This window comes from Streptomyces sp. NBC_01450 (genome assembly GCF_036227505.1).
Taxonomy (GTDB): domain Bacteria; phylum Actinomycetota; class Actinomycetes; order Streptomycetales; family Streptomycetaceae; genus Streptomyces.
Genome location: NZ_CP109480.1, coordinates 4,090,631 through 4,108,687 on the forward strand (window position 1 = coordinate 4,090,631; position 18,057 = coordinate 4,108,687).

Below are 18,057 nucleotides of genomic sequence, written 5' to 3' on the forward strand. Positions count from 1 at the left end.
GTGAACTTCTCCGCGACCAATTCTTCTGAAGTCGCGAATCATTCAATATACGCAAGGAAATCCCCCGAGCGCAATTGCCCGGGGGATTTCCTGTAGTTCCGCTGGATATCGACGTGGTCCGAGCACGTCGGACCACGTCAGAGCACCTCGGACAGCTCCTCCAGCAGCCGGCGCTTCGGCCGGGCGCCCACCATCGACTTCACCGGCTCACCGCCGCGGAAGACCATGAACGTGGGCATCGACAGCACCCGGTAGGCGTTCGTCGTCAGCGGGTTCGTGTCCACGTCCAGCTGGACCACCTTGAGCCGCTCGCCCTCCTCGGCCGCCAGGGCGCTGAGCACCGGCCCCATCTGCCGGCACGGCGGGCACCAGTCGGCCGTGAACTCCACCAGCACCGGGAGCTCGGCGCCGATCACCTCCGCCTCGAAGTCCGCGTCCGTCACCGAAGCCACGCCTGCCACCTTGATCACCGCGTCCGCCCTCCCAGTTCGCATACGGGTTCCGGGCCGCCCGGAACCTCCGCCTCGGCCGCCAGCTCGTCGCGCGCCCGCTCGGCCCGCGCCAGCTGCGCGCCGACCTCGGCCCGTACGACCCGCAACTCGTCGATCAGCGCGTCGAGCTCGCCCAGCTTGCGCCGGTAGACCGCGAGCGAGGCCGGACAGGAGTCCCCCTCCGGGTGCCCCGCCCGCAGACACTCCACGAAGGGCCGGGTCTCCTCCAGGTCGAACCCGAAGTCCTGCAGCGTCCTGATCTGCCGCAGCAGCCGCAGGTCGTGCTCGTCGTACGTCCGGTACCCGTTCTCGCCCCGCCGCGCGGGCAGCAGTCCCCGTGACTCGTAGTACCGAAGAGTCCGCGTGGTGGTCCCGGCCCGCGCCGCCAGCTCGCCGATTCGCATGCGTCGACGGTATTCCTTGACGCCGACGTCAACGCAAGGGCGGCAGTGGCTTACGCGGCACCGGTGAGGACAGCACGATCGAGGTCGTCGTGCGCCCCAGCGCGGAGGTCTGTTCCAGGACGTCCTCCAGGTGGATCGTGTCCGCCACGGCGACCTTGAGGATCCAGCAGTCCTCGCCGACGACGTGGTGGACCTCGATGATCTCCGGGCGGGAGATCAGCTCCAGGGTCCTGGGGTGGCGCAGGGTGTAGCCGCCGTGCGGATTGACGCGGACGAAGGCCTGGATGCCGTAGCCGAGGAGGGGCGGTGAGACATGGGCGCCGTAACCGGTGACGGCGCCCGTGGACTCCAGCCGCCGTACGCGCTCGGCGACGGCCGCCGGGCTCAGCCGCACGCGCCGGCCCAGCTCGCTGAGCTTGATCCGGCCGTCGCTCTGCAGCAGTTCCAGGATCTGCCGGTCCAGCGCGTCGAAGGCCACCGACGTTTCGTCGGTGACGGCGCGCGCCTGCCGTGGTTCCTTCGGTGCCGCGGCCGGATCTCCCATGTCTCCCCCTTCAGACGTGAGGCGTATGCCGGGAGAATTATGACCACAGAAGCCCGGTGGACGCGGGAAGTACGAGGGGGAGGAACGCCGTGCGCGAGATAGGTGTCATTGGCGGGAACCGCTATTTCGGAAAGCGGCTGATCGCCCGGCTGCTGGCCGCCGGAGACCATGTCACCGTCATCAATCGCGGCTCCTCCGCACCACCCGCGGGGGCGGTCCATCTCGTCGCGGACCGCAATGACGGGAATTCCCTGGAGAAAGCGCTGGGTTCACGCACCTTCGATGCCGTCGTCGACCAGGTCTGCTACACACCGCGGCAGGCGCGGATCGCGCGACGGGTCTTCGCGGAACGCACCCGGCGGTACGTCATGACGTCCACCGTCGAGGTGTACGAGTACGAGGACTCGGCGGACCTCGTACGCGAGGACGCCGTGGACCCGTCCACCGTGCCCTTCGACCTCGAACTCCCCTGGGACGAGCCGGAGTTCCTCGACCGTCACTACGGGGAGGGCAAGCGCCAGGCCGAGGCGGTGTTCGCGGCCGGGCCCGGGTTCCCGTACACGGCCGTCCGGGTGGCCCACGTCCTGGGCGGGGACGACGACTTCACCGGCCGCCTCCAGCACTACGCGGAGCGCATCCGCACGGGTGAGCCGATCGCCGTACCGCCCGTGAACCACCCGGCGACGTACATCCACGTCGAGGAGATCGCCGACTTCCTGTTCTGGGCGGCGGGCGAGGACTTCACGGGCCCGGTCAACGCGGCCTCCCACGGGCGCCTGACCACCCAGGAGTTGTGCGAGGCGATCGCCGCGCACCTCCCGGACGGCAAGACGCTCCTGCGGCCCGTCGAGGTGGGTGAGGTCTCCCCCTTCTCCTTCAGCCGTTCCTACGGCATGGACAACTCCCGGGCCACCCGTCTCGGGTTCACCTTCGGCGACGCGCGGGCGTGGCTGCCGCGGGCCGTGGCCGAGACGCTGGGAAAGGACGTCTGACATGCGGTACCGCACACTCGGCGACCTGCGTGTGAGCGCGGTGGGCCTCGGCGCGATGCCCCTGTCCATCGAGGGCCGGCCGGACGAGGCACGGGCCGTGGCCACGGTGCACGCCGCCCTCGACGCGGGCGTCACCCTCCTGGACACCGCGGACTCCTACCACCTGCCGGGGGCCGAGCCCGGCCACAACGAGCGGCTCGTGGCCCGCGCCCTGGCGATGTACGGCGGCGACACGGCGAACGTCCTGGTGGCCACGAAGGGCGGGCGCGGCCGCCCGGCCGACGGCGGCTGGACGGTGAACGGCTCCCCACGCCACCTCAAGGCGGCGGCCGAGGCCTCCCTGAAACGGCTCGGCGTGGCGGCGATCGGTCTCTACCAGCTCCACAAGCCCGACCCCGCCGTTCCGTTCGAGGATTCGGTCGGCGCCCTGCGCGAGCTCCTCGACGAGGGCAAGGTCCGGCTGGTCGGCCTCTCCAACGCGGACACCGACCAGATCCGCCGGGCCCGCGCGATCCTCGGCGACCGACTGGTCTCGGTCCAGAACCAGTACTCCCCCGCGGTACGCGACAGCGACCCCGAGCTGCGCCTCTGCGCCGAGCTGGGCCTCGCCTTCCTGCCGTGGAGCCCGCTGGGCGGCATCTCCCGCAGCTCCCTGGACGGCTCCTCCGAACGGGCGCCCGAGGGCTTCGCCGCCTTCCACGAAGTGGCCCGCGAGCGCGGCGTCAGCCCCCAACGGATCTGCCTGGCCTGGCTGCTGTCGCTCTCCCCCACCGTGCTCCCGATCCCGGGCTCCGGCCGCCCGGAGACGATCCGCGACTCGGCGGCCGCGGCGGACCTGGTGCTGACCACGGAGGAACTGGCACGGCTGGGCCACTACTAGAGATACCGGTCCGTCAGACGTGGGCGGCCACGCCCGCGGACTCCTCGACCTCCAGCAGCGACGCGCTGTGCCGCTCCTCCTCGAACGCCCTACGTCCGCCGCGCAGTCCGAAGAGGCGTTTGGCGAGGGCGATGTAGAGGACGGCGAGGATGTTGAGGACCAGGGTGCCGACCTTCAAGTAGCTGACGTGCTCGGTGAGTTCGTAGATCTCCAGGGGCAGGAAGGCTGCGGTGGCGACCACCGTCAGATACTCCGCCCAGCGCTTGGCGTACCAGAGACCGCCCGCCTCGACGAGTTCGATCAGCGCGTACGCCAGCAGCAGCGCGGCCACCAGGACCAGCGTGGAGTGCTTGTAGCCGAAGGACTTCTGGATGGTGCCGACGACCGGCGAGTGGTCGAGGTCGTAGTGGAAGTGCTTGAAGACCGGCCGGAAGACGTCGAGGTTCTGGTCGAACAGCCGGCGCACCGAGTCCTGGCTGTTGCTGAACTTCCACACCGCGGCCGCGACCACCACGATGAACACCCCGCGCACGGCCCGTTCGATCGCCAGGAAGCGCAGGATGAACAGGTCCCGCAGCACCTTGCCGCGCGGTACCAGCGGTGCCTGCTCCGCGGGACCGGTTCCGTGCGGTTCGCCCAGCACGAAGTCGCCGCAGCGCAGACAGCGCCAGGTCTCGCCGAGGCTCGTCTCGGCGCGCAGCCGCCGGCGCAGTTCCGGCTCGTCGGGCGCGTACGTCACATGGCCTTTGCGCGCGCATGTCCGCCGGTCCCAGTCGATCTTCATACTCGGTGTCCTCCGCAGAACATGCCGTGCCGTGCCGGTCAGTCCGGCACGGCACGGTAGTGCATGTTCTACGAGACGGAGCCCCGACGGTCACGGTTCCGAGGCGGGCGAGGTGCGCTCAGCGCGTCGCGGCCGCGGTGAGCTCCGGTTCCTCCGCGAGCGGCTCACGCCTGTGCGCGAGGCCTGCGCGGAGCTGATGCGGCGCGGCCTCGACCAGGGCATGTTCGAATCGGCGCCACCGGGTTCTTCTTCGCACTTCTTCGGCAAAACACCGAGCGGCCAGGTCTACGGGGGGAGAACCTGGCCGCCCGGCGGTCTGGGGGACTCATAAGCCCCGTGCGGGGACGCGCCCGTCAGGGGCGCGGGGCCGTGTCAACGTGCGGCTCCGCCGCGTGAGCGCGACCAGCCACGATCCACACGCAGCCTCCGAACGACCCGCAGCCCCTCTTCCAGCGGAGCGCTTACGCCTTGGCCAGCTCCTTCTCGCCACCCTGCTCCGGCACGTCCGCGACGCCGTCGGTGGCGTCGTCCTCGGTGTTGTCCAGCAGGGTCGTCTCGTCGAACGGCAGCTCACCGGCGAGAACCCGGTTCACCCGCTCCTTGTCGACCTCACCGGTCCACGTACCGATCAGCAGCGTGGCGACGGCGTTGCCCGCGAAGTTGGTGACGGCACGCGCCTCGCTCATGAACCGGTCGATGCCGATGATCAGGCCGACGCCGTCCACCAGCGCGGGCTTGTGCGACTGCAGACCACTGGCCAGGACGGCGATACCGGAGCCGGAGACACCCGCCGCGCCCTTCGACGCGACCATCATGAAGAGCAGCAGGCCGATCTGCTGGCCGATGCTCATCGGCTGGTCCATGGCGTCGGCGATGAACAGCGAGGCCATGGTCAGGTAGATCATCGTGCCGTCGAGGTTGAACGAGTAGCCGGTCGGCACGGTGATGCCGACTACCGGGCGGCTGACACCCAGGTGCTCCATCTTGGCGATGAGCCGCGGCAGCGCGGACTCGGAGGACGAGGTCGAGACGATCAGCAGGAACTCCCGGCCGAGGTACTTCAGCAGCTGGAAGAGGCTGACCTTGGCGACGAGCTTCGTCAGCGTGCCGAGCACGATGAAGATGAAGAGCGCACAGGTGATGTAGAAGCCGAGCATGATCGTGCCCAGCGCCTTCAGCGCGTCCATACCGGTCTCGCCGATCACGGCGGCCATGGCCCCGAAGGCGCCGACGGGCGCGGCCCACATGATCATGCCGAGGATGCGGAAGACCAGCTTCTGGATGTGCTCGACACCCTTCAGCACCGGCTGGCCCGCACGGCCCATGGCCTGCAGTGCGAAGCCCGTGAGGAGGGCGATCAGCAGGGTCTGGAGCACCTGGCCCTCGGTGAAGGCCGAGACGAAGGTGGTCGGGATGATCCCGAGGATGAAGTCGACGGGCCCCTCGGCGGCGGCCTGGGCCTGCGTGTGCCCGACACCCTTGACGGCCTCGGTCAGGTGCATCCCGCTGCCGGGGTGGATGATGTTGCCGACGACCAGGCCGATGGCCAGCGCCACGAAGGACATACAGACGAAGTAGCCGAGCGCGAGACCGCCGACCTTGCCGACCTTGGCGGCGTTGCGCACCGAACCGACGCCGAGCACGATCGTGCAGAAGATGATCGGGGAGATCATCATCTTGATGAGGCTCACGAAGCCGGTGCCGATCGGCTTGAGCTCCTTGGCGAAGTCCGGCGCGGCGAACCCTACCGCGATGCCGAGCGCAACCGCGATGATCACCGCGATGTACAGATAGTGGGTGCGGTCCCGCTTGGCGGCGGGTGCGGCAGGTGCCGTTTGGGTGCTGGCCACGGCTGCCCTCCTTGACGACGTCATCGGCATCATCCGGCGTGCGGCTCACGTCCGGCGGAACCCGGTGCGCGGCTCTCTCCGGGCAGTCCCGGGGCGCGGCTCACTCGGGGGATCCCGGTGTGCGGCTCACTCCGGGGGATGCGGTGACTATCTCCCGCCCTGTGAGGGCGGTCACCCTTCCGTTCATTTAGTACACAAGCCAGCGAACGGAGAGTGGCTCACACACTGGCATGCTAGTTTTTGAGCATGACCGAGCATGTGAAGCGGGCCTTCAAGTACCGCTTCTATCCGAACGACGCGCAGGCGGCTCAGCTGAAGCGCACGTTCGGTTGTGTGCGCAAGGTCTACAACCTGGCCTTGCAGGCCCGCACCACCGCCTGGTTCACCGAGCAACGCAGGATCAACTACGTCCAGACATCCGCACTGCTGACCGAGTGGAAAAAGACCGAGGAGCACGCCTTCCTGGTCGAGGTCTCGTCGGTTCCGCTGCAACAGACACTGCGGCACTTGCAGGCCGCCTTCACCAACTTCTTCGAAAAGCGCTCCGCATACCCACGCTTCAAGTCCCTGAAGAAGTCCCGTAAGTCCGCGGAGTACACCCGCTCGGCTTTCACGTACCGCGACGGTCGGCTGACCCTGGCGAAGATGCATGAGCCACTGGACATCGCCTGGTCCAGGCAACTGCCCGAGGGGCAGGTGCCCTCGACGGTGACGGTGTCGCAGGACAGCGCGGGACGCTGGTTCGTCTCCATGCTCTGCGAAGACGCCTCGGTGAAGGCGCTCCGGGCCGGCAGCAGGACAGTGGGCGTCGATGTCGGCATTACCTCGCTGGTGACCCTGTCGACCGGGGAAAAGATCAGCAACCCGAAGTTCGAGCGGAAGGACCGGGTCAGGCTTGCCCACGCCCAGCGCGAGCTGTCCCGCAAGGAGAAGGGCTCCAAGAATCACGACAAGGCCCGCGTCCGGGTCGCACGCATCTATGCCCGGATCGCCGACCGGCGCCGGGACTTCCTGCACAAACTGTCCACGCGTCTCGTTCGTGAGAACCAAACGATCGTGATCGAGGACCTCGCAGTCCGGAACATGCTGAAGAACCGCCCGCTCGCCCGTGCGATCTCCGACGCGTCCTGGACAAAGTTGCGCTCCATGCTGGAATACAAGGCCCAGTGGTACGGCCGCGACCTGATCGCAGTGGACCGCTGGTACCCGTCGAGCCGAACCTGCTCGACGTGTGGCCATCTGGTCGCGAAACTGCCGCTGAACGTCCGGGAATGGACCTGTGCCGCGTGCGGGGTTGTCCATGACCGGGACGCGAACGCGGCGAGGAACATCTTGGCCGCCGGGCTGGCGGTGTCGGCCTGTGGAGCCGGCGTAAGACCCCAACGGAGCACGTCCGGGCGGGCAGCCGGCGCTGAAGCAGGAAAACTTCGAAGGAGCGCCGCATAGCGGCGCAGAGTCGGAGATCCCCCTTCCGGTTTTCCGGAGAGGGGAGAGGCCAATTAGTTCACGCTTATACGAACGAACGCGAACGAACGACGGCGGAAGACAAGGGTACGGACGGGATACAAGACGGCAGGTGACGGATGCCGGGTAGGGGCGAGGCACACTGAGTCCATGCGCTTCCCCCGCGTCCCGCGACCCCGCAGCCTGGCCGGCCAGCTCTTCGCCATGCAGGCCGTGCTGATCGCCGTGCTCGTCGCCGGTTACGCGCTGTTCAGTTACGTCAGCGACCGCAGCCAGGCCGAGGACGCGGCGGGCCGCCAGGCCATGGCCGTGGCCCGTTCGATCGCCGACGCGCCCTCCGTCCGCGATGCCATCCGCACCACGAACCCCACGAAGGACCTCCAGCCGTACGCGCTCCAGGTGCAGCGGGACACCGGCGTGGACTTCGTGACGATCATGAGCCCGCAGGGCATCCGCTGGACCCACCCGGACGAGACGCTGATCGGCAAGCACTTCCTCGGGCACATCGGGCCTGCCCTGCACGGCAGGTCCTTCACGGAGACGTACACGGGCAGCCTCGGGGCGTCGGTCCGTGCCGTCACCCCGGTCCTGGACAACGGCCACCTCGTCGGGCTGGTCAGCGCGGGCATCAAAGTCGAGGCGATCACCCAGCGCGTACAGGAGCAGGTGACCGCCCTCGTCGGCGTCGCGGGCAGCGCTCTCGTGCTCGGCGGTATCGGCACGTACGTCATCAACGCCCGGCTGCGCCGCTCCACGCACGGCCTGAACGCGGCCGAGCTGAGCCGGATGCACGACTATCACCAGGCCGCGCTGCACGCCGTGCGCGAGGGGCTGCTGATGCTGGACGGGCAGTACAGGGTGGCGCTGATGAACGACGGCGGGCGGGAGCTGCTGGGGGTGACGGACGAGGTCGTCGGACATTCCGTGGCCGAGCTCGGGCTGCCCGCACCGCTCACCGGCGCCCTGCTGTCGGCGGAGCCGCGGGTGGACGAGGTGCATCTGACGGCGTCGCGCGTGCTGGTCGTGAACACCTCCCCGGTGTCCGGCGGCGAGCGGCGCGGCACGGTGGTCACCCTGCGCGACGTGACCGAGCTCCAGTCCCTGATGGGTGAGTTGGACTCCGAGCGCGGCTTCACCCAGGCGCTGCGCTCCCAGGCGCACGAGGCCGCGAACCGGCTGCACACGGTGGTCTCGCTGATCGAGCTGGGGCGCGCCGAGGAGGCCGTCGAATTCGCCACCGCCGAGCTCGAACTGGCCCAGACGCTCACGGACGAGGTGATCTCGGCGGTCAGCGAGCCGGTCCTCGCGGCCCTGCTGCTGGGCAAGGCGGCCCAGGCGAACGAGCGGGGCGTGGAACTGGTGGTGTCGGAGGAGAGCGGTATCGACGACGGGCTGCTGCAGACCGGCTTGCCGGCCCGTGACCTGGTGACCGTGCTGGGCAACCTGATCGACAACGCGATGGACGCGGCGCAGGGGACGGTGGGGGCACGGGTGACCGTCACGGCCTTCACGGACGACTCCGGCCTGGTCCTGCGGGTCGCCGACACGGGCGCGGGCGTCGACCCCGCCCACACGGAGGCGGTCTTCCAGCGCGGCTGGTCCACCAAACCGGCGGGGCCCGGCGGCCGGGGGCTCGGGCTGGCCCTCGTACGGCAGGCCGTGAGCCGTCACGAGGGCACGCTGACGGTGGCGGAGGCGCACGGGGGCGGGGCGGAGTTCGAGGTGCGGCTGCCGTTGCCTACGGTGGCCTCGGGCGCCCCTGCCGAACCCGCGCCCGGGGCCGCCGAAGGACGGGCCCCGGCCACCGCCGAAGGGGCCACCACCGAAGGGGCCGCAGCCGAGCCCGAGTCCGCCCAGCACGCCTTGCCTGGAGGCGACGTATGACCGCCGACCCCATCCGCGTACTCGTCGTCGAGGACGACCCGGTCGCCGCCGACGCGCACGTCATGTACGTGGGCCGGGTGCCGGGCTTCACGGCGGTCGGCAAGGCGCACACGGGCGCGGAGGCGCGCCGCGCGCTGGACCGTACGCCGGTGGACCTGCTGCTGCTCGACCTGCATCTGCCGGACGTGCACGGACTGCAGCTCGCCCGCTCCCTGCGCGCCGCCGGCTATCACGCGGACGTGATAGCGGTGACGTCCGCGCGGGACCTCGCGGTCGTACGGGAAGGGGTCTCGCTCGGAGTCGTCCAGTACGTCCTGAAACCCTTCACCTTCGCGACCCTGCGCGACCGCCTCGTCCGGTACGCCGAGTTCCACGCGGCGGTGGGCGAGGCGAGCGGCCAGGACGAGGTGGACCGCGCTCTGGCCACCCTGCGCGCCCCGAGCCCGGCCGCCCTCCCCAAGGGCCTCAGCGCACCGACGCTGGAGCGGGTCACCCGGACGCTGCGGGACAGCGCCGAGGGCCTGACGGCGGCCGGTGTCGCGGAGTCGGTCGGTATCTCCCGGATCACCGCCCGGCGCTATCTGGAGCACCTGGTGGAGGCGGGACGCGCGGCGCGCGCTCCGCAGTACGGGCAGGTGGGGCGGCCGGAGTTGCAGTACCGGTGGGTCAAGGGCTGATCGCGCGGGGCGCCGGCCGTCCGGCAGGACATGCGACCCAGTGGGACCTATGTCCCCCAGGGACATCACACGCGGGCCCGTCTCCGTTTGCCGTCGCAAGGTCATGAGCCGCTGCAAGGTCATTGACGTGGACTAGTCCACGCTCTTACGTTCACCGGGCAGACAACTCGGCCACCAATGACGTCGGCCAGTAGGAGGTCGTGCCCGTGCGCCCCACCGCCGCCCCGCTTCTCCTCGTCACTCTCCTCACCGCGACCGCGCTCAGCGCCTGCGGATCGGGCTCCGGAAGCGATCCGGACACCGTGAAGATCTCCTTCAAGCAGTCCACGGACAACTCGATCCGCGTCATGGACACCTACTTGGGGGAGATGAAGAAGGAGTTCGAGAAGGCCAACCCCGGCAAGAAGGTCGAACTCGTCCCGATCAAGGCCCCGGACTCCGAGTACTACACCAAGCTCCAGCAGATGCTGCGATCCCCCAAGACGGCCCCCGACCTGGTCTACGAGGACACCTTCCTCATCAACTCGGACATCACGAGCGGGTACTTGAAGCCCCTCGACCCCTACCTCGACAAGTGGCCGGACTGGAACCAGTTCATCGACACGGCGAAGTCGGCCGCGAAGGCGCAGGACGGGAAGACGTACGGCGTCCCGGACGGCACGGACACCCGGGGCCTCTGGTTCGACAAGGGCATCTTCAAGAAGGCGGGCCTGCCCGCCGACTGGCAGCCGAAGACGTGGGACGACGTGCTGGCCGCCGCACGCGCCATCAAGGCGAAGGTCCCCGGCGTCACCCCGCTCAACGTCTACACGGGCAAGCCGGCGGGCGAGGCGGCCACCATGCAGGGCTTCGAGATGCTGCTGTACGGGACGGGCGACGGAACGTCGGACCCCCTGTACGACACGGCGTCGAAGAAGTGGATCGCGGGCAGCCAGGCCTTCAAGGACGCGCTCACCTTCGTGCACACGGTCTACAAGGAGAAGCTGGGCCCCGACGTCTCGGACGCCCTCGACCCGAACTTCCCCACGACCGTCCGAGGCGAGCTGATGCCCGAGGGCAAGCTCGGCATCAACCTGGACGGCAGCTGGCTGCCGCAGGACTGGCTGAAGGGCGCGGGACACGAGTGGCCCGAGTGGTCGCAGAAACTCGGCCTCGCGTACATGCCGACGCAATCCGGCCAGGCCCCCGGCAAGGTGAGCATGTCCGGCGGCTGGACCTGGTCGATCCCCGCCAAGGCGTCCAACCCCGACCTCGCCTTCAAGTTCATCGAGACGATGCAGACCAAGGCGAACGCGCAGAAGTGGTACATCGCCAACTCCGGCATCGCGGTACGCAAGGACGTGGCCTCCGACCCCGGGTACGTGAAGGCGCAGCCCGGCATCAAGTTCTTCACGGACCTGGTCGCCAGCACGCACTACCGCCCCGCCTACCCGGCCTATCCCAAGGTCTCGACGGCCATCCAGGAGGCGATGGAGGGCGTGACGACGGGTGACAGCTCGGTGGACAAAGCGGCCGGCGGCTATGACGAGGAGCTGAAGACGGTCACCGACAACCAGGTGATCAGGAAGTGAGACTGCGCCGCACCCTGGTCCGCGCCCTCCCCGTCACCCCCGCCGTGGCCCTCCTGCTCCTGTTCCTGGCGGGCCCGATCGCATACTGCGCGTACATCGCCTTCACCGACCTCCAGCTCACCGGCCAGGCCCACTCGTCGTTCGTCGGCTTCGAGAACTTCCGGGCGGCGTTCAAGGACGACGCGTTCCTGAACGCGGTCTGGCTGACGCTGGTGTTCACGGTCCTGTCGTCACTCGTCGGCCAGAACACACTCGGCCTGGCGCTGGCCGCACTGATGCAGCGGGCGTCGAAGCCGGTGCGGACGGTCGTGGGCGGGATCGTGATCACGGCGTGGGTGCTGCCGGAGGTGGTGGCGGGGTTCCTGCTGTACGCGTTCTTCCGGCGGGAGGGCACCCTGAACGCGATCCTGGAACAGCTCCACCTCCCCACCCAGAACTGGCTGTTCACGCTGCCGATCCTGGCGGTGTCGTTCGCGAACGTCTGGCGGGGGACGGCCTTCTCCATGCTGGTGTACTCGGCGGCCCTGAACGAGATACCGAAGGAGATCACCGAGGCGGCGGAGGTGGACGGAGCGGGTGGCTGGCGCCGCATGTGGCACATCACGCTGCCGATGATCCGCCGCTCGATCGGCACGAACCTGATGCTCAACACCCTGCAGACACTGTCGGTGTTCGGGCTGATCTGGGTGATGACGAGGGGCGGCCCGGGAAACAGGAGCCAGACGCTCCCGCTCTTCATGTACGAGCAGGCCTTCCAGAAGAGCATGATCGGATACGGCACGGCGGTGGCGCTGCTCCTGCTGGTGGTCGGCTCGCTGTTCTCGTTGGTGTACATGCGGCTGCTGCGGACGGAGGTCTGAGATGCCACGCACGCTCGGCTCCCGCCGCACCGCCCACCGCCTCGCCGCCGACGCGGGCCTGCTGGTGGTGGCCGCCGCCTTCGCCCTCCCCCTGGCCTGGGTGGTCCTGTCGGCCCTCGACCCGCACGCGGGCCTCAAGGTGAAGGTCCCGGACGGCCTCACGCTGGACAACTTCGACGCGGTCCTGACACCGGACATCACCTACACACCGCTGCTCAACAGCCTGATCCTGTGCGGGGGCGGCACACTGCTCACGGTGGTGTGCGCGGCGCTGGCCGCGTATCCGCTGTCGCGGTTCCGCTCGCGACTGAACCGCCCCTTCCTGCTGACGATCCTCTTCGCGACGTGCCTGCCGATCACGGCGATCATGGTCCCGGTGTACGCGTTGTTCGTACGCGTGAACCTCATCGACACCACGCAGGGCACGATCTTCTTCTTCGCCGCGTCCCAACTCCCCTTCGCCATCTGGCTGATGAAGAACTTCATGGACGGCGTACCGAAGGAACTGGAGGAGGCGGCGTGGACGGACGGGGCGTCGTCGCTCCAGTCCCTGCTACGGATCGTGCTGCCCCTGATGGGGCCGGGGGTGGCGGTGGTGACGGTCTTCTCGTTCGTGATGATGTGGGGGAACTTCTTCGTCCCGTTCATGCTGCTGCTGACACCGGACCAGATGCCGGCGTCCGTGAGCATCAACGACTTCTTCGGAAACCGGGGAACGGTGGTCTACGGGCAGCTGGCGGCGTTCTCGGTCATCTACTCGACGCCGGTGATCCTGCTGTACGTGCTGGTGGCCAGGCGGCTGGGCGGGGGGTTCGCGCTGGGCGGGGCGGTCAAGGGGTGAGAGCCGGGCGGGCGCTCAACGGGTGGGGGCCGGGCCCGGACGTCGCACCAACGCCTGGACCCGGACGTCACACCAACGCCTGGACGAGCTCCAACACCCCTACCGTCTGTCCCCCGCTCGTCTCTCCGGTCAGCTTGAATCCCAGCCCGAGGTAGAAGCCCTCCGGGCCGGTCTCGCCGGGGTGCCAGGTGACCGTGAGACGGGTGCCGCCCCGGCGCCGGATCTCGGCGGCCACCGACTCGACCGCGAAGCGGCCGTATCCCCTGCCCTGTTCCCCGGCCGCGATGTTCAGACGCCACAGGCCGGAGCGGCGGTCGGTGCCCGTCTCGGTTCCGTCCCAGCTGATGTCGAAGAAGGCCATGAGGAAGCCGACGGTCCGGTCACCGTCGACGATGAGGCGGGGCCAGGCGACGCCGGGATGCAGATACGCCTCGGCCAGCGACTTCACGACCGGCGCGACCAAGTGCTCCTGATCGGCGCGGACCTTCAGTCCGATCGCGGTGTCGAAGTTGCCGGGGGTGATCTTCTCGAGGCGTGGCGTGATCGTCATACCTTCACCCTAGGAGACCGGATCAAGCGATTTTCGACGCGCCGCACCCCGCCCCGGAACCCTGGGAGGCTCCGACGGGAAGGGGCGGCGAGGGCAGAACCGTATGTTCGTACGATCCGTAATTGTGGCCGAACAGACCGTAGTCACCATCGCCCCGGCCCCATATTTTGTGCGCGTGCAGCGACCGCAGCCCCATCAGCCCACCCCGCCCTTCAACGCTCCGGCCGCCCGCAGACTGCGGGCTGCCCTCGACATGGGGCCCGAGCACGTCGCCTACGGAATGAGGGTCTCGTACGGGCTGCCGTACGTCACTCCCGACCTCGTCGTCGCCTGGGAGAGAGGGACGACCACCCCCAATGGACCCGAACTCACGGCACTCGCGAGTGTGTTGTGGTGTTCACCGGATGAACTCATCGGCGCGCCGCGGACGTTGCGCGAGCACCGCGTGTCACGCGGGCTGGCCCAGGAGGACATCGCACGGGCCGTCGGCCTCGAACTCCTCGCCTACCAGCGGATGGAGGAGGCCGACGAGTGGCGCGGCAACGAGCGCCAGTCGGTCGTCCTCGCCGACACCCTCGAACTGTCGTTGCGGGACTTCGTCACCGTCACCGGACGCGACGACAAACTCGCCGAGCTGCTGCGCAGCGCGGTGACGACGCGCTGGCAGGCGTACGTCCGTCCGCTCGGGAAGATGATCCCGCTGGACCGGCGCCTCCTGGAGGACGCCCTCCAGGAGATGCACACGGAGTACCAGGGGCGGATGGTCGCCACGCTCAGCTGGGGCGACGGATCGGCCGCCGCCGACGCCGACGACTCCGGCCGCGACTTCCTCGACCGGATCGTCGATCAGTTCTGGGCCATGCTCCAGAGAAGTACGTACTGAGCCCGTACCCACCGGGTCCATGCGACCTAGAACACCGACTCCGCCTCGTCCATACGGTCCTTCGGCACCGTCTTCAGCTCCGTGACCGCCTCCGCCAGCGGCACCATCAGCACGTCCGTGCCCCGCAGCGCCGTCATGCGCCCGAAGTCGCCGCGGTGCGCCGCCTCCACCGCGTGCCAGCCGAAGCGGGTGGCGAGCACCCGGTCGTACGCGGTCGGAGTGCCGCCCCTCTGCACATGGCCGAGAATGACCGGCTTGGCCTCCTTGCCGAGGCGCCGCTCCAGCTCGTACGCCAGCGCCGTGCCGATGCCCTGGAAGCGCTCGTGGCCGAACTGGTCGATGGCTCCGTGCCCGTAGTCCATGGTGCCCTCGACGGGGTGGGCCCCCTCGGCGACACAGATGACCGCGAACTTCTTGCCGCGGGCGAAACGCTCCTCGACCATCGCCATCACGTCGGACGGGTCGAAGGGGCGCTCGGGCAGGCAGATGCCGTGGGCGCCGGCCGCCATGCCGGACTCCAGGGCGATCCAGCCCGCGTGCCGGCCCATGACCTCGACGACCATCACGCGCTGGTGCGACTCGGCCGTGGTCTTCAGGCGGTCCATGGCCTCCGTGGCCACGCCCACCGCCGTGTCGAAACCGAAGGTCCGGTCCGTCGACGAGATGTCGTTGTCGATCGTCTTCGGGACGCCGACCACCGGCAGCCCCGCGTCCGACAGCATACGGGCGGCCGTCAGCGTGCCCTCGCCGCCGATCGGGATCAGCACGTCGATGCCGAACTCGCGGGCCATGTCCTGCGCGTTGTCGCAGGCCTCGCGGAGCCGGTCGCGCTGCAGTCGCGAGGAGCCGAGAATCGTGCCGCCGAGGGCGAGGATGCCGCTGACCGCGTTGAGGTCGAGGGTGCGGTAGCGGCCGTCGAGCAAGCCCGCGTAGCCGTCCTCGAAGCCGATGACCTCGTCCCCGAAATTGGTGACCGCTCGGTGCACGACCGACCGGATCACGGCGTTCAGGCCCGGGCAGTCGCCGCCTGCGGTGAGAACTCCGATACGCATCGTGCTGTGTCTCCTGCTCGCTGCTGGTACGTGTGAGCCGGTTCGATTGTTTCATGAGCCGGAGGGCACCGACGATTCCCTCCTCCCCACCAGGACGTTTGTCCTGGCGGGCGCCCTAGCTACCCTCAGAGGTATTGTCAAGAGGGTTCCGCTCACCCCAGTGGGCCATTTTTCCGAGCCCCGAAACCACCCAGCGCCACAACGGATGGAGAGCACGCGTGACCCGCAGCGTCTACGTGACCGGGATCGACCGCGGCGACGGCCGCCAGGTCGTCGAGCTGGGGGTCATGGAACTCCTGACTCGCCAGGTCGACCGGGTGGGCGTCTTCCGTCCGCTCGTCCACGACGGCCCGGACCGGCTCTTCGAGCTGTTGCGCGCCCGCTACCGGCTGGCCCAGGACCCGGCGAGCGTGTACGGCATGGACTACCACGAGGCGTCCACGCTCCAGGCCGAGCAGGGCGCGGACGAGCTGGTCTCCACCCTCGTCGACCGGTTCCACCGCGTCGCCCGCGACTACGACGTCGTCCTCGTCCTCGGCACCGACTTCGCCGACACCCAGTTCCCGGACGAGCTGTCGCTGAACGCCCGGCTCGCGAACGAGTTCGGCGCCTCCGTGATCCCCGTCGTCGGCGGCCGCGGGCAGACCGCCGAGTCCGTGCGCGCCGAGGCCCGCAACGCCTACCGGGCGTACGACGGTCTCGGCTGCGACGTCCTGGCCATGGTCGTGAACCGGGTGGCCCCGGCCGACCGCGCCGCGATCAGCGAGCGGATCGACCACCGTCTACCCGTCCCCTGCTACGTCCTGCCCGACGAACCCGCCCTCTCCGCGCCCACCGTCGCGCAGATCACCCAGGCCCTCGGCGGCACGGTGCTCCTCGGCGACGACGCGGGCCTCGCCCGGGACGCGCTCGACTTCGTCTTCGGCGGCGCGATGCTGCCCAACTTCCTGAACGCCCTGACCCCGGGATGTCTCGTGGTCACCCCGGGCGACCGCGCCGACCTGGTCGTCGGCGCGCTCGCCGCGCACAGCGCGGGCACCCCGCCCATAGCCGGCCTGGTGCTCACCCTGAACGAGCGACCCAGCGACGAGGTCCTCACCCTCGCCGCGCGCCTCGCCCCCGGCACCCCGGTGATCTCGGTGGCCGGGACCTCCTTCCCCACCGCGGCCGAACTCTTCTCCCTGGAGGGGAAGTTGAACGCCGCCACCCCCCGCAAGGCGGAGACCGCCCTCGGCCTCTTCGAACGCCACGTCGACACCAACGACCTCCTCAGGCGCGTCTCCGCGCCGAGCACCGACCGCCTCACCCCGATGATGTTCGAGCACAAGCTCCTCGAACAGGCCCGCTCCGACAAGCGCCGCGTCGTGCTCCCGGAGGGCACCGAGGCGCGCGTCCTGCACGCCGCGGAGGTGCTGCTGCGCCGGGGTGTGTGCGACCTGACGCTCCTCGGCCCGGTCGACCAGATCCGCAAGAAGGCCGCCGACCTCGGCATCGACCTGGGCGGCTGCCAGTTGATCGACCCGGCCACCTCGGAGCTGCGCGAACGCTTCGCCGAGAAGTACGCCGTCCTGCGCGCCCACAAGGGCGTCACCGTCGAGCTGGCGTACGACGTCGTCGCCGACGTGAACTACTTCGGGACGCTGATGGTGCAGGAGGGACTCGCCGACGGCATGGTCTCCGGCTCCGTGCACTCCACCGCCGCGACCATCCGGCCCGCCTTCGAGATCATCAAGACCAAGCCGGACACCAAGATCGTCTCGTCCGTCTTCTTCATGTGCCTCGCCGACAAGGTCCTGGTGTACGGCGACTGCGCCGTGAACCCCGACCCGAACGCCGAGCAGCTCTGCGACATCGCCATCCAGTCGGCCGCCACCGCCGAACAGTTCGGCGTCGAGCCCCGGATCGCGATGCTGTCGTACTCGACGGGTACGTCAGGGTCCGGCGCCGACGTCGACAAGGTGCGCGAGGCCACCGACCTGGTGCGGCTGCGCCGCGACGACCTGAAGATCGAGGGGCCGATCCAGTACGACGCCGCGGTCGAGCCGACCGTCGCGGCGACCAAGCTGCCGGACTCCGAGGTCGCCGGGCAGGCCTCCGTGCTGATCTTCCCCGACCTCAACACCGGCAACAACACCTACAAGGCCGTACAGCGCTCGGCCGGCGCGATCGCCGTCGGGCCGGTCCTGCAGGGCCTGCGCAAGCCCGTCAACGACCTGTCCCGCGGGGCGCTGGTACAGGACATTGTCAACACGGTCGCGATCACGGCGATCCAGGCCCAGACTCCGAGCAGGGCATGACCACCACCATCCGCTACCCAGAAGGCACCCCCG

The 18,057-nt window shown here is 69.2% G+C and carries 17 protein-coding genes; 10 read left to right on the top strand and 7 right to left on the bottom strand.

Annotated features, from left to right (window positions below; all coding sequences use genetic code 11):
- Positions 1–137 precede the first annotated feature (137 nt).
- From OG568_RS18135 to OG568_RS18145, 3 genes are read right to left on the bottom strand one after another with little or no spacing between them, the layout of a single operon-like run.
- Positions 138–452: a thioredoxin family protein gene (locus tag OG568_RS18135; protein WP_266648249.1), complete on the bottom strand. Its 315-nt coding sequence runs from the start codon at positions 450–452 to the stop codon at positions 138–140.
- 14 nt (positions 453–466) lie between these two features.
- On the bottom strand, positions 467–895 hold the full coding sequence (locus OG568_RS18140) for a MerR family transcriptional regulator (RefSeq protein ID WP_266431267.1): 429 nt from the start codon (positions 893–895) through the stop codon (positions 467–469).
- Between the two features lie 28 nt (positions 896–923).
- Entirely contained in the window at positions 924–1,439 is a 516-nt protein-coding gene (locus tag OG568_RS18145) for an Lrp/AsnC family transcriptional regulator (protein ID WP_266628756.1), read from the bottom strand.
- Between the two features lie 89 nt (positions 1,440–1,528).
- Between OG568_RS18145 and OG568_RS18150 the strand changes: the two genes are divergently transcribed.
- Positions 1,529–2,431, top strand: coding sequence for an NAD-dependent epimerase/dehydratase family protein (locus OG568_RS18150; protein ID WP_329532335.1), 903 nt, complete (start codon positions 1,529–1,531; stop codon positions 2,429–2,431).
- 1 nt (position 2,432) lies between these two features.
- Positions 2,433–3,311, top strand: a complete 879-nt coding sequence (locus tag OG568_RS18155) for an aldo/keto reductase (RefSeq protein WP_329532336.1) — start codon at positions 2,433–2,435, stop codon at positions 3,309–3,311.
- Between the two features lie 13 nt (positions 3,312–3,324).
- On the opposite strand, the gene OG568_RS18160 is transcribed toward OG568_RS18155, so the two are convergent.
- Together OG568_RS18160 and OG568_RS18165 are read right to left on the bottom strand one after the other, a co-directional pair.
- A complete protein-coding gene (locus OG568_RS18160) occupies positions 3,325–4,095 on the bottom strand; it encodes a DUF2127 domain-containing protein (RefSeq protein ID WP_329532337.1) in 771 nt (256 codons plus the stop codon).
- Positions 4,096–4,556: 461 nt separating this feature from the next.
- Positions 4,557–5,978, bottom strand: a complete 1,422-nt coding sequence (locus OG568_RS18165) for a cation:dicarboxylate symporter family transporter (RefSeq protein ID WP_443077682.1) — start codon at positions 5,976–5,978, stop codon at positions 4,557–4,559.
- A 213-nt stretch (positions 5,979–6,191) separates the two neighbouring features.
- On the opposite strand from OG568_RS18165, the gene OG568_RS18170 reads away from it, so the two are divergent.
- The 6 genes from OG568_RS18170 (at position 6,192) to OG568_RS18195 (ending at position 13,242) form a co-directional block, all read left to right on the top strand.
- Entirely contained in the window at positions 6,192–7,391 is a 1,200-nt protein-coding gene (locus OG568_RS18170) for an RNA-guided endonuclease InsQ/TnpB family protein (RefSeq protein WP_329532339.1), read from the top strand.
- A gap of 168 nt (positions 7,392–7,559) precedes the next feature.
- Positions 7,560–9,293: a sensor histidine kinase gene (locus OG568_RS18175; RefSeq protein WP_329532340.1), complete on the top strand. Its 1,734-nt coding sequence runs from the start codon at positions 7,560–7,562 to the stop codon at positions 9,291–9,293.
- Complete coding sequence (locus OG568_RS18180) at positions 9,290–9,970, top strand: response regulator (protein ID WP_075028964.1); 681 nt, start codon at positions 9,290–9,292, stop codon at positions 9,968–9,970. Before OG568_RS18175 ends, OG568_RS18180 begins: the two co-directional genes overlap by 4 nt.
- Positions 9,971–10,170: 200 nt before the next feature.
- Positions 10,171–11,541: an extracellular solute-binding protein gene (locus OG568_RS18185; protein WP_329532341.1), complete on the top strand. Its 1,371-nt coding sequence runs from the start codon at positions 10,171–10,173 to the stop codon at positions 11,539–11,541.
- Positions 11,538–12,401 carry a carbohydrate ABC transporter permease gene (locus tag OG568_RS18190; RefSeq protein ID WP_329532342.1) on the top strand — a complete coding sequence of 288 codons (864 nt, stop codon included), beginning with the start codon at positions 11,538–11,540 and terminating at the stop codon, positions 12,399–12,401. Before OG568_RS18185 ends, OG568_RS18190 begins: the two co-directional genes overlap by 4 nt.
- Before the next feature lies 1 nt (position 12,402).
- Positions 12,403–13,242 carry a carbohydrate ABC transporter permease gene (locus tag OG568_RS18195; RefSeq protein WP_266585882.1) on the top strand — a complete coding sequence of 280 codons (840 nt, stop codon included), beginning with the start codon at positions 12,403–12,405 and terminating at the stop codon, positions 13,240–13,242.
- Positions 13,243–13,309: 67 nt separating this feature from the next.
- Here the strand turns inward: OG568_RS18195 and OG568_RS18200 are convergent, their stop codons facing one another.
- Positions 13,310–13,792: a GNAT family N-acetyltransferase gene (locus OG568_RS18200; protein WP_329532343.1), complete on the bottom strand. Its 483-nt coding sequence runs from the start codon at positions 13,790–13,792 to the stop codon at positions 13,310–13,312.
- A gap of 253 nt (positions 13,793–14,045) precedes the next feature.
- Here OG568_RS18200 and OG568_RS18205 point away from each other — a divergent pair, with 253 nt between their 5' ends.
- Positions 14,046–14,675, top strand: coding sequence for an XRE family transcriptional regulator (locus tag OG568_RS18205; protein WP_443077870.1), 630 nt, complete (start codon positions 14,046–14,048; stop codon positions 14,673–14,675).
- Positions 14,676–14,701: 26 nt separating this feature from the next.
- On the opposite strand, the gene OG568_RS18210 is transcribed toward OG568_RS18205, so the two are convergent.
- Positions 14,702–15,727 carry an ATP-dependent 6-phosphofructokinase gene (locus OG568_RS18210; RefSeq protein WP_266431298.1) on the bottom strand — a complete coding sequence of 342 codons (1,026 nt, stop codon included), beginning with the start codon at positions 15,725–15,727 and terminating at the stop codon, positions 14,702–14,704.
- A 218-nt stretch (positions 15,728–15,945) separates the two neighbouring features.
- On the opposite strand from OG568_RS18210, the gene pta reads away from it, so the two are divergent.
- Positions 15,946–18,024: a phosphate acetyltransferase gene (pta, locus tag OG568_RS18215; protein WP_329532344.1), complete on the top strand. Its 2,079-nt coding sequence runs from the start codon at positions 15,946–15,948 to the stop codon at positions 18,022–18,024.
- Positions 18,025–18,057 lie beyond the last annotated feature (33 nt).